A 14,819-nucleotide genomic window follows, 5' to 3' on the forward strand; every position below is an offset into this window, starting at 1 on the left:
TCAGACTCCTGAAAAGGCAAGACGGCGGCCGCGCAGACCCTGGTGCAGCACGCCGGACAAAAAGGCCACCAGCAGCAACGCGGCCAAGCTCACCGGCAGGGTTGTCGCCGGCAAGGGTGACGCTTCGACACGGGCCAGATGCTGGCCGGTCGGGGACAACGGGGCGACATCCACCTGCGGCAGCGCAGGCGCGGGGGGTGGCGTCGCCGGAAGGTCGTGGCTCAGGCGACGGGCCCCAGCGGGTACGGGGGCGGCCAGCGCCACGCGAGATACCACCGGCGCCTCCTCCATCAACTCGCCCGGCAAGGGCACGGCCGGCAACTCGCCGACCCCCCGTGCCTGCCCGTCGCGGTCGCCCGTGTGATAGCCGGTACGCAGGAATTCGAGGGCGTCCGGGTTGCCGTCCGCCGCCGCGGCTTCAAACCATTGGCGGGCCGCCGCCTCATCCTTCGGCACCCCCTTGCCCATGTGCAGGGCACTGGCGTAGTGGAGCTTGCCGAGGGTCGCGTAGGGCGAATCGCCAGCGCCCGCCGCGCGGCGCATCAGCTCGGCGGCGGCAGGCAGATCGGGCGGCACGCCGCCGGCACCGTCCTGCAACATCAGAGCCTTCCAGATCATTGCGCCGATGTAGCCGGCGGCAATGCACTTGTCGAAAACCTTGTGGGCGTTCTCGTGGTCGCCACACTTTTCCAGCAGGTAGCCCTTGCTGCACACCATCATGCTGGCCGGCTGGTCAGCCATGTACTCGAGAGTCTGGTCACCCACCACGTGAGCCAGATCGGTGGGTTCACCACTCTGCACGACCGGGCCACCGCAGAAGCGGTTGTCGCCGGCCCACGCCGAAGCGGCCAGAAAGCCCAGGGCCAGCAAACCCGTCCGTGCCACTCTTGCCATCTGCCTGCATCCTTTTCCGGGTTGGCGACCGGAAAGCGGATCTCACCGGCCAGCCGCCACTCTAGGCGCCGCTCGGCAACCGGTCCGCCGATGCTTGCCCCCAAAACAACGGGCAATTTACCCGCCCGGCAGCCCACCGCGCACCGGGGAAAATGCCTGCCCGGCGCCGGGCAAACTGACCTTGGGGAGCGCCGGCACGCCGGGTTTTACTGGTCACGGCCAAAACCGGCCTATCCAACCAAGGAGAATCTCCGTGCCCCATTTCCGCTTCGACGACCGCGCCATCCACTGGAACCGCCTGGGCGACTTTCCCCACCTCCACTACACCATCCTCGACGTGGACGTGGAGCGGCGCATCGCCGACGTGCTGTTCCGCTTCGCCGCCGGTGAGCAGATCGTCCTGCACCGCCACCAGGCTCTCAACCACACCTTCGTCGTACAGGGCGAGCACCGCCTCTATGAAGCCGACGGCAGCCTGCGCGAAGTGCGCCCGACCGGCAGCTACACGCGCTCGCCGGCCAGCGCCCAGCCCCACCGGGAAGGTGGCGGCAAGGAGGAAGCGATTGTCTTTTTCAGCATCCGGGCCGGTGCCGACGATGCACTCTACGAACTCCTCGACGACGATTTCCAGCCCATCGGCGTAATCGGTTTCGACACGCTGATCACGCTCTTTGAAGCGCAGAAAGTGGCCCTGGCGGCCTGAACCCGGCGCCGCTCAGATCAGGCCAAGGCGCAGCGCCAGCCGGGTCAGCTCGATGTCGCTGCGCACGCCGAGCTTGCTCTTGATCTGGTAGTGGCTGTTCTGCACCGTCTTGGCGGAGATCGACAGCCGCGCACCGATGTCCTCCGCGCTGCAGCCGTCGAGCAGCAGGCGCAGGATCTCGAACTCCCGCGGGGCCAGCTCGGCCAGCGGCTCGCGCGGCCGTTCGATGAGGGCCAGCGCCAGTTCGGGCGCGATGTCCGGGCTGATCACCTGGCGCCGCGCCGCCACCTGGTACACGGCGGCCACCAGCACATCCGGCGGGCTGCTCTTGGTCACGTAACCCAGTGCCCCGGCGCGCAGGGCCTGGGTGGCGAACAAGGGCTCCCGGTGCATGGTGAACACCAGGATGCGCGCGTCGGCGTCGCGCTGCAGCAGGCGCCGGATCAGTTCCACCCCGCCCATGTCGGGCAGGCCCAGGTCGAGCACCAGCACATCCGGCAGCAGTGCCTTGAACTGCTCCAGCGCCTCGCGGGCATTGGCCGCCTCGCCGACAATGGCCAGGTCGGCGCGCGACTCCAGCAAGCGCCGGTAGCCTTCCCTCACGATGGCATGGTCGTCCACCAGCACCAGACGGGTCTTCTCAAGCATGTTCTTCCTCGTGTTCCACCATTGCCGAGGCCGGAAACGCCGCCTCGACGCGCATGCCGCAGGGTACGCAGCGCGTCATTGCAAAGCACCCGCCCAGCGCCTCGACCCGCTCGTGCATGCCCAGCACGCCCAGCCCGCTGCCCGCCGTGCTGAGCGGAGTGCCCTCGCCGTCGTCCTCGACCACCAGGGTGCAGGCGTCCGCCTCACGCCGCAGGCTCACCGTCACCCGGCCGGGCGCCGCGTGGCGCAGGGCGTTGGTGAGGCATTCCTGGACGATGCGGTAGAGGCTCACCGTCAGCTCGTCCGGCAGGTCATCGACCTGCCCTTCGACACGTAACTCGAATACGCACTCGGGCAGCCGGCGCCGCCAGCCCCCGACCAGTTCCTCGAGCCCGGCGTGCAGGCCGAATTCCTCCAGCCCCACCGGACGCAACTGGAGCAGGATGCCCTGCAGGCTTTCCATCATGTGGGCGGTGACCGACGCAATGGCCCGGGCCGCCGGCAGCAGCGCCGGTTGCGGCCCGCGCACGCCCTCGGTAATGAACGCCGCCTCGGCGCCGATGGAGGTGAGGCACTGGCCGAATTCGTCGTGGAGCTCGCGCGCGAGGCGCCGCCGCTCCTCCTCGCGTACGGCCAGCAGGCGCTGGGCCAGGTGGCGCTGGCCGGCGATGGTCTTCTGCAAGCGCTCGGCCAGATGATCGAAGCCGCTGGCAATGCGGCGCAACTCGATGAGGCGCGGACGCGGCATGCGGGCAGCCAGATCGCCCGCCTCCATGCGCCCGAGCACCGCCAGAATGGCGTCCGTTGGTCCCAGCGCGCGGCGCACAGGCAGATAGACAAGCAGGTTGAGCAGCAGGATGCCGACGGTCATCCCCAGCACCGTGCGAATCTGGTGCCAGAGTTCCACAGCCTCGCTGTCGAGGTTGGGCGTAACGACAAACTCGCCGACCTTCACGCCCGGATACTGGCCAATCGCGCCTCCGTAACTCACCTCCGGCCCGATCACGCGGGCCAGCAGCCAGCGCACGAGCACCGGCGGATCGGCGCCATCGTCAAAACAGCGCTGGATGGCCGGACGCTTGTAGATGTCCTCGACTGCCACACAGATGCCGAGCAGCGGGCCGATACCGTCGAGGGACGACAGGTCCATCGACTCCAGACTGCGCCGGAACACGTCACGCGGCTGGGTCGCCTCGCCGGCGAGCAGGCGCTCCACGGTACCGCCGGTGCGCGCAATATGGCTGCGGATGCGTTCCTGCGCCTGCTGCAAGACCACGCCGCTGGCGATCAGGCCGATCACCAGCGCAAACAGCGTCACCCGCAACAACAGGTGACGCTTCAGATCGACGGCCCTGGCGTGCCCGTCCGCCACCGCATCGGTGCCGCGTAGCTGCATCTTGTAATACCATACTGAAATAGTCGGATTTGGCGAGCGACGCCACCGGTGCGCCGCGCCGCCAGATTACCGAAAACCCGGCAGGCAAATTGCCCGACCCACAAAGATAAAGCGCCCGGACAGAGACCATGCACACCCTCGAGACCCTGCCCTTCGACAACGCCTTCGCGCGCCTCCCCGAAGCCTTCTACACGCGCCTGCCGCCCGAACCGCTGCCTGCCCCCTACCTGGTGGCCGCCAGCCAGGAGGTCGCCGCGCTGATCGGGCTGGATGCCGCCGAAGTAGCCCGCCCCGAGTTCGCTGAAGTCTTCGCCGGCAACGCGCTGCTGCCCGGCAGCGAACCGCTGGCCGCCGTGTACTCGGGCCACCAGTTCGGCATGTGGGCCGGTCAGCTCGGCGACGGGCGCGCCCATCTGCTCGGCGAAATCGCCACCGGCAGCGGCTGGGAAGTCCAGCTGAAGGGCGCCGGTCCGACGCCCTACTCGCGCTTCGCCGACGGCCGTGCCGTGCTGCGTTCGAGCATCCGCGAATTCCTGTGTTCGGAGGCCATGGCGGCCCTCGGCATCCCGACCACCCGAGCCCTCAGCGTGGTCGGCTCGGACGCGCCGATTCGCCGCGAGACGGTTGAAACCGCCGCGGTGGTCGCCCGCCTGGCGCCGAGCTTCGTGCGTTTTGGATCATTTGAACACTGGAGTGCGCGCAACAAGCCGGATGAACTACGCGCGCTGGCCGATTACGTGATCGACCGTTTTCGCCCCGCATGCCGCGCCGCCACCAACCCCTACGACGCCCTGCTGCGCGACGTGGGCCGGCGCACCGGCGAACTGATCGCCCGCTGGCAGGCCGTGGGTTTCATGCACGGGGTAATGAACACCGACAACATGTCGATCCTTGGCCTGACCCTCGACTACGGCCCCTTCGGCTTCATGGACGCCTTCGACGCCGGCCACATCTGCAACCATTCGGACGACCACGGCCGCTACAGCTACCAGTCGCAGCCGCAGATCGGCCACTGGAACCTCTACGCCCTCGGCCGCGCGCTGGCCCCGCTGATCGGCCCGGCCGCCGCGGTGCAGGCCGCCATCGAGGAAAGCTACGCCCCGGCCTTCGAAAGCCACTTCATGGACCTGATGCGCGCCAAACTGGGCCTCGCCCAGGCTCTGCCCGGCGACGAGGACTTCATCGGCGAGACCTTCGGCCTGCTCCAGCAGCAGCACCCCGACTACACCCTGTTCTTCCGTCAGCTCGGGCGCCTGCCGGCGCAGGTGGACGACGCCAGCCGCGCCCAGGCTGACGCCCCCGTGCGCGACCTGCTCATCGACCGGGCTGCGGGCGACGCCTGGCTGGCCCTGTGGCCCGCCCGACTCGGCGCCGAAGGCCGCCCCGACGCCGACCGCCAGGCCGCCATGAATGCGGTCAATCCGAAGTACATCCTGCGCAACTGGATCGCCGAATCGGCCATCCGCAGCGCCCGGGCCAAGGATTTCAGCGAGGTGGCAGCGGTGCTCGCCTGCCTCGCCCGACCCTTCGACGAGCAACCCGAAAACGAACGCTTTGCAGCCCCGCCGCCGCAATGGGCAACGGGGCTGTCAGTGAGCTGTTCGAGCTGAGAAGACGGCGGTGGTCGTTCAGTAAACCATCCACCAGGGACTGTCCCAGTCCGCCGCATCGCCGAAGGCTTCCTGCTCGACCAGTTGCTCGCGAACTTCCTCGATCTGCTCGAAAATACGCATGAAGGCATCGACGACCAGCGGATCGAACTGTTCGCCACGCCGTTCGCCGATCATCGACAAAACCTTGTCGACGGGCAGCGCCTGACGATAGCTGCGGTCATGGGTCAAGGCGTCAAAGAAATCGGCAAGCCCGACGATGCGCCCCGCCAGGGGAATGGCCTCACCGGCCAGACCCAAGGGGTAGCCAAAGCCATTGAAATGCTCGTGGTGGCTCATCGCGATTTCGCCGGCCAGCTTGAGCAGCGGCTGCTCCGATTCGCCGATGATGCTGGCGCCGATGCGCGGATGTTCGCGCATCATTTTCCATTCTTCGGTGGTCAGCGGCCCCGGCTTGCTGAGGATGGTCGCGTGGATCCCGATCTTGCCAATGTCGTGCAGTTGCGCAGCGCGTTCGAGCAACTGGCAATGCGCATCCGGACAGCCCAGTTCGGCGGCGATCAGGCTTGTGTAGATGCCGATGCGCGCGGTGTGCAGCGGTGATTCGCCATCATTGCGCTCGGCGCTGCGGGCCAGATCGAAGAAGGTTTCATTGCGCAGGTCGGCAATGGCGCGAAAAGCCTGATCGCGCTCCTTGCGGAGGGCTGCAAGCTCGGCCTCGGCCTGCTCGATGCGGCGGGTCAGGCACTCCATCTCGCCAGCCGGCTCGGCCAGCATCGATGCAGCTTCGGGGAAAGTCGGCGTTTTCATGATGTCTTCCTCTACGGTCCAGGGGACTCGTTGAGAATCATAACGGTCACAACCCCTTTGACTTTGCCGACTTTTGCACAAAATCAATAAAGACGTTAAATTCAACACAGAGCTGCCGTCAGCCGAAACGCCACCCTCCGTGGCTCCCCGCCACTGCGCCCAGCACGACGATCAGGCTCACCGTCAGCAACACCTGATGCAGGCGCTGAATGCGTGCCATGGTGCCCAGCGGATCACGCTGGGCGGCCGCCTTGAAGAGCTTGTCGAGCACAAAGGGCTCAAGGATGAAGAGCATCACCGCGAACAGGGTCCATACGACGACCATGCCGTGCATCCACCACCAGTTGAGCGGATCCGTGAAGCGGTCCCACACGCCCAGCCGCCATACCAGCCACAGGCCCGACGCCCCGGCGAGCAGCACTGAATGACGGGCGATGCCGGCAAAGCGGTGTTCGATCCGCTCGAACAGGTCGAGCTGTGCCTGTGGCTCGGCCAGCGAGCGGCAGGCCGGCAGCAGCACGAGGGTCACGAAGGCCACCCCACCGATCCAGATCAATACCGCAAAGACGTGCACGGCACGGGCGATGGCAAAGTCGTTGAAGCCGTTCATTGCCCCCCCCGTGGGTCGGACTTCAGTCTGACTTGAAGGCCTGACAGCGCGTTGTCGGACTGAAGTCCGACCCACATTTCATTCTTCACGGGTTTTCCTTTCCTGTTTGGGGGCGCTGAAGGCGGCTTCGTTGTGGCGCGCCGCCTCGCCGCTGACCCACTGGAGCAGCGGGCCGTTCGGGTTGTCGCGCTGGGTGGTGGCGCAGGCACTGATGCACTGGCTGCACTGGGTACAGGTGAACATCGTGCGCTTGATGTTGCGTGGCTTGAGGCGCATCGGGCACACGTGATCGCAGGCGCTGTAGCAGGTGGCGCAATCGGCAGCACGGTCGCGCTCGAAGCCCACCACCATGGCCTTCTTGTTACCCATCCAGGCCAGGCTCTGGAACATGCCGACGGCGCAGGCGTAGCGGCAGAACAAATGCCGGGCAAAGAGAAACTCGGCCGACAGCACCACGGTACCGGCGGTAATGAAGATGAACTCGTTGCGGCTCGGCGCGCCAGCCAGCAGGTGGCTGTAAACCTGGAAGGGCGGCAGCAGGTAGGTGAGCAGCACCACCGCCCACACGAAGGCAAAGCCTACCGCCAGCGGCGCGGTGACCAGCCACCACAGGCGGTCGTAGTGCACCGGCGTGCCGTCCGGTTCGCGCGGCGGCAAGGTGCGCGGCTCCCACACGCTGGGCTTGCCGATGGCCCGGCGCATGAAGGTGTTGATGGTTTCGACCACAGAGAAGTGCGGGCACAACCAGCCGCAATACAGCCGCCCCCAGCGCCACGACACACCGATGAGCAGCGCCCCCGCAGCGAGAATCGGCAGCAGCACGCGGCCGATCACCCGCTGCACCGCCTCCAGCGCACCGATGTTGCCGGCAGAAAAATCCTCCAGCCCGGCATGCCACTCGAAACCGAGGAACCACGCATGGCCGGCCACCAGGTCGAAGCGCAACAGGTTGAACACCGGCGCCAACACGAAGAGCACGAAGAAGCCGGCCTGCGCCCAGCGCCGCAAACGCTGGCGGCCACCGTCCGGCGGCATGGCCGGCATGATGGGAATGATGCGCCCGGCCATCACTTTGGCCCGATCAGCGGAAAGCGGAAGGGCTTGCCGGCGAGCGCCTTGGCCAGGCCGATGGCGCCGCAGAAGATCAGCGTGGCGTGACAGGTCGTGAAATAGAGAATGACGATGATCCAGGTGGATGCGGCGTCGTAGCCGCCAGTCAGAATGATGGCCGCGTTGGCCACCACCAGCAGCGCCCCGGCCCACAGGCTGGCAGCCACGGTCTGGCGCAGATGATGACGGGCCAGTTCGGGCGCACGGTCATGCTCGCGCCACCACAACACTACCAGGATGACAAAGGCCACCCCCGGCACGACCATCAGGTTGGCCAGATAGAGGGCCTCCGCCGCGACAGCAATCTCGCGGCCGGGAATGTTGAAGTCGAGTTCGGAGTTTTCCATGGGAGCGACTGAGCTTAGACCCGCCCCGGGAGAAGGTACTTGATGCGCGACAAGCGCCCCCGGACTATGCCTATATGACTTCGAGGAGCTTGCTGCGCAGTTGTTCCGCCTCACGCCGGCCGTCCCGCGAGCTGACGATGGCGTGGTACCACTCGTCGAACAGGCTGCGCAGGTCAGCGTGAGTGCGGGCGGCCTCGACGCGGTCTTGCAGGGAACTGGTGCCGAGGGCGCCGACAAAGGCGTTAAGGGTGTTGAGCATGAAGTTGCGCGCCTTCTGCAGACGCACCGGATCGTCGCCGGGCGGATGCAGGCGGAAGGCGGCGAGCGACGGCGGCGGATGCGCTTCGCTCTTCGCATTGGCCGGGCCGGCCACGCCGAGCATGCCGATGAAGCCGTCCTCCTCCAGCATCCCAAGGGTGTGCTGCAGATCGTCGGACTGCAGCATCCCGCGCAGCTCCTCGACGCTGCGCTTGCCATCGATGAAAATCAGGACACGACGCACACGGGGGCTGAGATCCCCCGAACGGGTTTCGATCTCCTGGTGGCCTTTCAGTGTTTTGGCAAAAATGACGCCCACGGTGTTTTCTCCTGGTGGCCCGTGTTGTCCGGGCTTGGCAAATCCTTCAGCAATCAGCGCCCCGCGGCTCGGGACACCCGGCCATTGTAACGACGATGGGATAAGACGGGCGAACCGCAGCGCATCGTGCGGCCGCTTTCAGGCAGTAGCCGCCTGCACGGCCACCTGCCGGGCCATGTGAAGCAGCTCGCCGGCGTTTTCCAGACCGTCCAGGAAACGCTGTGGAATGCCCGACAGGCCGACCTGCGCGCCGGCCAGGGCCCCGGTGAGAATCGCCCGGGCCTGGTTCTGACCACCGCCATTCACGGCGTGGAGCACCGCCGCTTCAAAGTCGTCCGGAAAGCGCGCAGCCAGATAATAGGCTGCCGGAAACTGGTGATACACCGCGCAGGGCATGCCATACACCAGCGACACCTTCCAGGCCGGCTCGATGCGGATGTCCGGGTCCTGCGCCGCACGGGCCATGTACGCGGGGCCGAGGAGTGCATCCGGCGACGGGAAACGCCCCGCCACGGAGGCTTCTGGCTGCCCCGGCCGCGGGGCCTGGAGCTTGCCGCTGGTCACCGCATGAAACGGCAGCTCGCCGCTCTTTACACGCGCCATCAACTTGCCGGAAATGTCTCCATCGAGGGCATGGCCCTCCACCAGCATGCCAAGCACCGCACCAAAGGCGACGGTCATCGCCAGCACCGTGCCGTCGTTCTGGGTAAGCAGTGCGTTGCGGGTGATCGCCGCAGCCATCTCGGCCGGACGCAAGGCGTAGCGCACGGCAATGGCGAGGGTCCGCTCGGCGGCTTCGGTGGTGTCGGCGCTGCCGGCACAGTGGCCCCACGACAAGCCCTCTTCAACGCGCTTGCGCCAGGCTTCGCGAATCGACTGGCTGGTGTAGCCGCCAGGGCCGTTCATCGGTGTGCCGTCAAGAAGGGGGAAGAAATCCTTGTCGAGCCGCCGGCAGAAATCGGCCTCCTCGTAGCCGCCCTGCTCGGCCAGCGAGCGTAGGGTCAGGGCCAGCAGCACGCCGGCCTGGGATGGCTGGCCCGCCTTCAGGCCCGAATGGTAGCGGCCGGGCATCGGGTCGGTGTAGTCACTGACCCAGTTACCGTAATCGGCCCGCAGTTCGTCGAGATCGTAGTACCAGTGGGGGCCGAGGGCCAGGGCGTCGCCGATGAAAGCGCCCAACAACGCGCCAGCGGCACGGTCCTGCAGAGAAGTGGCGGGCATGGATAAGCTCCGAAAAGAATCGGCAACGGCGGGGCGATGGCCCCGACACCGAACCGGGATTATGCTTGAGCCAAAGAACTATCCGAGGTCCGTCCGATGCGCTCGCCTACGCCCCTTCCGCCCAAGGCACTGTACACCCCCTGCGATCCGACGGAACTCCCCTTCTCCAGCACCGACGCCCTCCCCGACCTGGACGCTGCGGTGATTCACGGGCGGGCCATTGAGGCGATACATCTGGGCCTCGACATCCATCACGAAGGTTACAACCTCTTCCTGCTCGGTGAAACGGGCAGCGGCCGCCACGCCATCATCCGTCAGTTGCTGGAGGACCAGCGCATGGGCGGCGAGGCGCCGGCCGACTGGTGCTACGTCTACAACTTCGTCGACGCCAACCGTCCGCAGTTGCTGCGCCTGCCCTGCGGCCGCGGCGCACGCCTGCAGGGCGACATGCAGCACTTCGTCGAGGAGCTGATTCCCGCCATCAGCGCGGTTTTTCAGAGCGACGAATACCGCAGTCGCCTCGAAGCCATGCAGGAAGAAGAAAAGCAGCGTGAAGAAGCCGAGCTGCAGGCCCTCGGCCGGGAGTCGGGGGCGCTCGGCGTGGCCCTGATGCGCACGCCCCACGGCTTTGCCTTCGTGCCGATGAAGGACGACGAAGCGACCATGACGCCGGATGAGTTCGGGCAACTGCCCGAAGCCCGTCAGCGCGAACTGGAAGAGCACATCAAGGCTCTGCGCGAACGCCTGCACAAGGTGATGAACGACTTCCCCCGCTGGCGGCGGGAGCTGCAGAGCCGCATCAAGGAAGCCGGCAGCGAAGCGCTGCGGGTCACCGTCACGCACCTGGTAGACGACCTGCGCCCCGCCTACGCCGACCTGCCCGACATTTGCGCCCATCTCGACGCGGTCCAGCAGGACATCATCGAGAGCGGCGAGTCGCTGCGTGAATCCACCCGCAGCGAAGACGACACCGAAACCACCACCTATTCGGGGATGATTTCGGTGCAGCGCTACCTGGTCAATCTACTCGTCGAAAACCCCTCCGGCGGTGCCCGTCCGGTGGTCCATGAAGATCACCCGACCCTGCAGAATCTGGTTGGACGTATCGAACACATGGTGCACATGGGCACCCTGACAAGCAACTTCACGCTGATCCGCGCCGGCGCGCTGCACCGGGCCAATGGCGGCTTTCTCGTTCTCGATGCGCTCAAGGTACTGACCCAGCCCTACGCCTGGGAAGGCCTCAAGCGCTGCCTGACTTCCGGCACGGTGCCCATCGAATCCCTGTCCGAGCTGATCGGCCTGGGCAGCACCATCCAGCTCGAACCCGAGCCGATGCCCCTCGCACTCAAGGTCGTGCTGATCGGCGAACGGCTGGTGTATTACCTGCTGAGCCAGTACGACCCGGATTTTCCGGCCCTGTTCAAGATCAACGCCGACATGGAAAGCGAGATCGAACGCAATCCGGAAAACACCGCCGCCTACGCCCGCCTCGTTGCCACCCTGGCCCGCCAGGACAAGTTGCGCCCCCTTTCGCCCACAGCGGTGGCGCGCATCATCGAACACGCCGCACGCCTGGCCGACGATGCCGAGCGCCTGAGCACCCACACCCAGCCCATCGACGACCTGATGCGCCAGGCCGACCATTTTGCCGCGACGGCGGAAGCGCCACTGATCGAACGCACCCACGTGGAAGCGGCCCTCGAAGCCCAGCGCCACCGCCACGAACGCCTGCGCACGCGCTACCGGGACGAGATCGTGCGCGGTCAGTTGCTGATCGCCACCACCGGCACCCACGTAGGGCAGGTCAACGGACTGGCGGTCATCGCCCTTGGCGACAGCACCTTTGCCCATCCGATGCGCATCACCGCCACCGTACGCGTCGGCGATGGCGAGGTCGTCGACATTGAGCGCGAAGTGAAGCTCGGCGGCCCGATCCATTCCAAGGGCGTCATGATCCTGGCGGCCTTCGTCGGTTCGCGCTTCGGCCTGGGCATGCCGCTATCGCTCAAGGCCAGCCTGGTGTTCGAGCAATCCTATGGCGGCGTGGAGGGCGACAGTGCCTCCCTGGCAGAGCTGACCGCGCTGCTGTCGGCCATTGCCGGCACCCCCTTGCGCCAGTCGCTGGCCGTCACCGGCTCGGTCAATCAGTTCGGGGTGGTACAGCCGGTCGGCGGCATCAACGAGAAAATCGAAGGCTTCTTCGACATCTGCAGCGCCCGCGGCCTGACCGGCGAACAGGGCGTGCTGATTCCGCACGCCAACGTGTGTCACCTGATGTTGCGCCAGGAAGTGGTCGAGGCGGTGCGGGACGGGCGCTTTAACGTGTGGGCCGTGGCCGACGTCGATGCGGCAATGACCCTGCTGAGCGGCCTGCCGGCAGGCGTGGCCGACGACAAGGGCGAGCTACCTGAAGAATCGGTGAATGGCCGGATCGCCGCCGGCCTGAAACGGCTTACCCGCCTGCGCCGCGAGTTCGCCCACCCAAAGACAGTGAGCAAGCCAGCCAGCGAATAGCCCGGCAGCTCAGGCAGAAACCGTCGGCACCAGCGTCGCAGCAAAAAACTGCCAGGCCAGTCGCAAGGCATCCGGGCCGGTCGGGTCCGAAAAAGCCTGTCCGGCCGGGCCGCCGCTCCAGGCATGGGACAGCCCGTGGATGCGCAACAGCCGCACATAAGGCCGGCGACCGGTCTTCCAGTCGCTGCGCGTCAGGCCGCGTCGGGTGCCGCGCTGCACCTCGGTGCTCGTTTCCCGCGCAACGACATCGTCCGGCAACAACTCCAGCCACAGTCCGGCAGATGCGCGGGCATTTTCAATCGAAACCATGGGATCGAGATCGCCGTGGATCAGCACCAGCGGCGGCAAACGCCGGCCCTGCAGACGCAGGGCAAGGGCCTCGGCGTCGGGCGAACGACGCCCGCGCATGGCCTGGCCGGCCTGCAGGGTCGTTGTCGCGCTGCTCGGGGCGGCGCCGGAATGGCTGCCGACCGCGGCGAAGCGTTCCGGATGACGCAGGGCCAGGCTCAAGGCCATCGAACCGCCAGCCGACAGGCCGATCGCAAACAGCGGCCCGCCGACACGGGGATGGGTGCTCACCACGTGATCGACCATACTCATCAGGATCTGCATCTCCAGCCCGACCTTGGCATCGCTGCCGAACCAGTTCCAGCAGCGCTGGGGGTTGGCCTCGCGGGCCTGTTCGGGCATCAGCACCGCAAAGCCGCGCGACTTGGCCACCGCCGCACAGCGCGTGACGGCCGCAAAGGCCGCCGTATCCTGGGCGCAACCGTGGAGCAGCAGAAGCAGTGGCAAGGGCTTGCGCGCGCTGGCGCCAACCGGGATGAACAGCCGGTAGCGCCGCATGGCCAGCGGGCCGAGGCCCCAGCGGCCCTCGTACCAGCGCCCGCCGGTAACCGAGCCGGGCGCCTCGGCGGGTGTGGCGACCGCCGACATCACCCGCTCGGTCGCCTTGGCCAGTTGGCCGCCGGTCTTGATGCCTTGCTTCGTGGCGGCCTTGCCGATGCGGGTGGACTGCTTGAGCCCGGCGCGGGTGAGCTTGAACAGGGCGGAAACGAGGGGGGATTTGCGACGACTCATCAGACTGTACTCCCAAAGCAAAAAGGCCCCGGAGGGCCTTTTTGGATCTTGCTCGGAAACTTGCGGTGACATGTCACCGCGAGGCGTCCGTTCAGGCAACCTTCAGGGCGGTAGCAGCAGCCTTGGTGCCCTTTTCGACGTTTTGCACGGCGACCAGGGTGGCCTTTTCAACGCTGGCCTGGGCGGCAGCGGCGACTTGCTTGGCGGCCTTGGTGGCGCCTTCGTAAGCGGTGCTGGCGTTGGCCAGAGCGGTCTTCACGGCCTTGATGGCGGGCTCGGAACCAGCCGGGGCGTTCTTGAAGATGCCTTCCAGGGCGGTATCAACGCTCTTGGACAGGGCAGCGGCTTCGGCTTCAACCAGCTTGGTCAGCTCTTCCTTGGTGTCGGCACCGATACCGGACAGGCTGCGGCCGTAAGCCACGCCCTTTTCAACAGCCGGGGTCAGGGCGCCGAGGTGCAGGGCGGCCAGGGCCTTCGGGTCCTTGGTGGCGAGCAGGGTCTTGGAGAAAGCGACGCTGTCGTCAAAGGAAGCACGGGCGGTAGCCAGGTTCAGGCTGGCAACGCGCTCGACGGCGGTAAAGAGGGTGGTCGCGAAGCTGGTGGCCGACTTCAGGCTGGCTTCAACGTTGGACTTGGAAGCGGCGACGATTTTTTCCGGGGAAATGGACATGTTGATCTCCTGATAGTGGTTTGCGATTCGGTATGGGTCTATGTTGCACCGCAACAAACCCAAATGCAAGCGCTTTTTGTGCAGTGCACAAAATATTTCTTCGCACTATCAAAACCCGTATCGGGCAAACCGGCCAGCGCACCGGAATCACTCTTCCAGCAACTGGTCGCGCAACTGGCGCAGCCCCTCCGGCATGGTCAGTGTGGCGGTATCCCAGCCTTCGGCAGCGAGAACATCGCCGAGGCACTGCTCCATCTCCACATGCGTGCGCCGCACCGATTCCATGATGCGGGCGTGCACGCCAAAATCTTCGGTACGTGTGATGGAACAACTGAACTGGTAACGGAACAACTCGCGCAGACCGAGGATATGCTGGGCGACCTGGGCCGGGCAGGCGCACTGGAAGATCATCGCCTCCTCGATAATATGAGAGAGTTGTGCGTTGTCGAAAACGGTGGGCATTTCCATGTGCTTACCCTTTCACCTCGAAGACCTCCCCGGTCGTAAAGAAGTTGCCTCCGGCAATATAGTGGATGCTGCCCTGTGCCGTCGATACCAGCACCGTCGGGCCATGGTTGGGAAGGCGGCAGGCTTTGGCCAGGGGAGCGGGCTGGAAGGTCATCATA

Annotated in this window: 16 protein-coding genes; 3 read left to right on the plus strand and 13 right to left on the minus strand. The window is 66.2% G+C overall.

Annotated features, from left to right (window positions below; translation table 11 throughout):
- Positions 1–894 carry a tetratricopeptide repeat protein gene (locus tag ETQ85_RS02340; protein ID WP_148577519.1) on the minus strand — a complete coding sequence of 298 codons (894 nt, stop codon included), beginning with the start codon at positions 892–894 and terminating at the stop codon, positions 1–3.
- Positions 895–1,147: 253 nt separating this feature from the next.
- Here ETQ85_RS02340 and ETQ85_RS02345 point away from each other — a divergent pair, with 253 nt between their 5' ends.
- Entirely contained in the window at positions 1,148–1,597 is a 450-nt protein-coding gene (locus ETQ85_RS02345) for a cupin domain-containing protein (RefSeq protein ID WP_148577520.1), read from the plus strand.
- A gap of 12 nt (positions 1,598–1,609) precedes the next feature.
- On the opposite strand, the gene ETQ85_RS02350 is transcribed toward ETQ85_RS02345, so the two are convergent.
- Positions 1,610–2,245: a response regulator gene (locus ETQ85_RS02350; protein WP_148577521.1), complete on the minus strand. Its 636-nt coding sequence runs from the start codon at positions 2,243–2,245 to the stop codon at positions 1,610–1,612.
- Positions 2,238–3,641, minus strand: a complete 1,404-nt coding sequence (locus ETQ85_RS02355; protein ID WP_148577522.1) for an ATP-binding protein — start codon at positions 3,639–3,641, stop codon at positions 2,238–2,240. The genes ETQ85_RS02350 and ETQ85_RS02355 overlap by 8 nt, the downstream gene beginning before the upstream one ends.
- 128 nt (positions 3,642–3,769) lie before the next feature.
- Here ETQ85_RS02355 and ETQ85_RS02360 point away from each other — a divergent pair, with 128 nt between their 5' ends.
- A complete protein-coding gene (locus ETQ85_RS02360; RefSeq protein WP_148577523.1) occupies positions 3,770–5,251 on the plus strand; it encodes a protein adenylyltransferase SelO in 1,482 nt (493 codons plus the stop codon).
- Positions 5,252–5,269: 18 nt separating this feature from the next.
- Here the strand turns inward: ETQ85_RS02360 and ETQ85_RS02365 are convergent, their stop codons facing one another.
- The 6 genes from ETQ85_RS02365 to ETQ85_RS02390 all read right to left on the minus strand — a co-directional run bounded on the left by ETQ85_RS02365 (position 5,270) and on the right by ETQ85_RS02390 (position 9,926).
- Positions 5,270–6,061, minus strand: coding sequence for an HD-GYP domain-containing protein (locus tag ETQ85_RS02365; protein WP_148577524.1), 792 nt, complete (start codon positions 6,059–6,061; stop codon positions 5,270–5,272).
- 118 nt (positions 6,062–6,179) lie between these two features.
- Positions 6,180–6,671 (minus strand): hypothetical protein, encoded by a 492-nt coding sequence (locus ETQ85_RS02370; protein WP_148577525.1) that lies wholly within the window; start codon positions 6,669–6,671, stop codon positions 6,180–6,182.
- Between the two features lie 78 nt (positions 6,672–6,749).
- Positions 6,750–7,739 carry a 4Fe-4S binding protein gene (locus tag ETQ85_RS02375; protein ID WP_148577526.1) on the minus strand — a complete coding sequence of 330 codons (990 nt, stop codon included), beginning with the start codon at positions 7,737–7,739 and terminating at the stop codon, positions 6,750–6,752.
- Entirely contained in the window at positions 7,739–8,128 is a 390-nt protein-coding gene (locus ETQ85_RS02380) for a magnetosome magnetite crystal formation protein family (RefSeq protein WP_148577527.1), read from the minus strand. The genes ETQ85_RS02375 and ETQ85_RS02380 overlap by 1 nt, the downstream gene beginning before the upstream one ends.
- 70 nt (positions 8,129–8,198) lie before the next feature.
- On the minus strand, positions 8,199–8,705 hold the full coding sequence (locus tag ETQ85_RS02385; protein WP_148577528.1) for a hypothetical protein: 507 nt from the start codon (positions 8,703–8,705) through the stop codon (positions 8,199–8,201).
- A 138-nt stretch (positions 8,706–8,843) separates the two neighbouring features.
- Positions 8,844–9,926, minus strand: a complete 1,083-nt coding sequence (locus ETQ85_RS02390; protein ID WP_148577529.1) for an ADP-ribosylglycohydrolase family protein — start codon at positions 9,924–9,926, stop codon at positions 8,844–8,846.
- A gap of 96 nt (positions 9,927–10,022) precedes the next feature.
- On the opposite strand from ETQ85_RS02390, the gene ETQ85_RS02395 reads away from it, so the two are divergent.
- On the plus strand, positions 10,023–12,443 hold the full coding sequence (locus tag ETQ85_RS02395) for a Lon protease family protein (protein WP_148577530.1): 2,421 nt from the start codon (positions 10,023–10,025) through the stop codon (positions 12,441–12,443).
- Between the two features lie 9 nt (positions 12,444–12,452).
- Here the strand turns inward: ETQ85_RS02395 and ETQ85_RS02400 are convergent, their stop codons facing one another.
- The 4 genes from ETQ85_RS02400 to ETQ85_RS26535 form a co-directional block, all read right to left on the minus strand.
- On the minus strand, positions 12,453–13,523 hold the full coding sequence (locus ETQ85_RS02400; protein ID WP_148577531.1) for an extracellular catalytic domain type 1 short-chain-length polyhydroxyalkanoate depolymerase: 1,071 nt from the start codon (positions 13,521–13,523) through the stop codon (positions 12,453–12,455).
- Positions 13,524–13,614: 91 nt separating this feature from the next.
- Positions 13,615–14,193 (minus strand): TIGR01841 family phasin, encoded by a 579-nt coding sequence (gene phaP / locus ETQ85_RS02405; RefSeq protein WP_148577532.1) that lies wholly within the window; start codon positions 14,191–14,193, stop codon positions 13,615–13,617.
- Positions 14,194–14,340: 147 nt separating this feature from the next.
- The gene (locus tag ETQ85_RS02410) at positions 14,341–14,661 is read right to left on the minus strand and encodes a hypothetical protein (protein ID WP_246128591.1); all 321 of its coding nucleotides are present in this window, start codon (positions 14,659–14,661) and stop codon (positions 14,341–14,343) included.
- A 4-nt stretch (positions 14,662–14,665) separates the two neighbouring features.
- Positions 14,666–14,818 (minus strand): hypothetical protein, encoded by a 153-nt coding sequence (locus tag ETQ85_RS26535; RefSeq protein WP_222862031.1) that lies wholly within the window; start codon positions 14,816–14,818, stop codon positions 14,666–14,668.
- Position 14,819 lies beyond the last annotated feature (1 nt).

The sequence above is a fragment of the Zoogloea oleivorans genome (assembly GCF_008107625.1).
Taxonomy (GTDB): domain Bacteria; phylum Pseudomonadota; class Gammaproteobacteria; order Burkholderiales; family Rhodocyclaceae; genus Zoogloea; species Zoogloea oleivorans.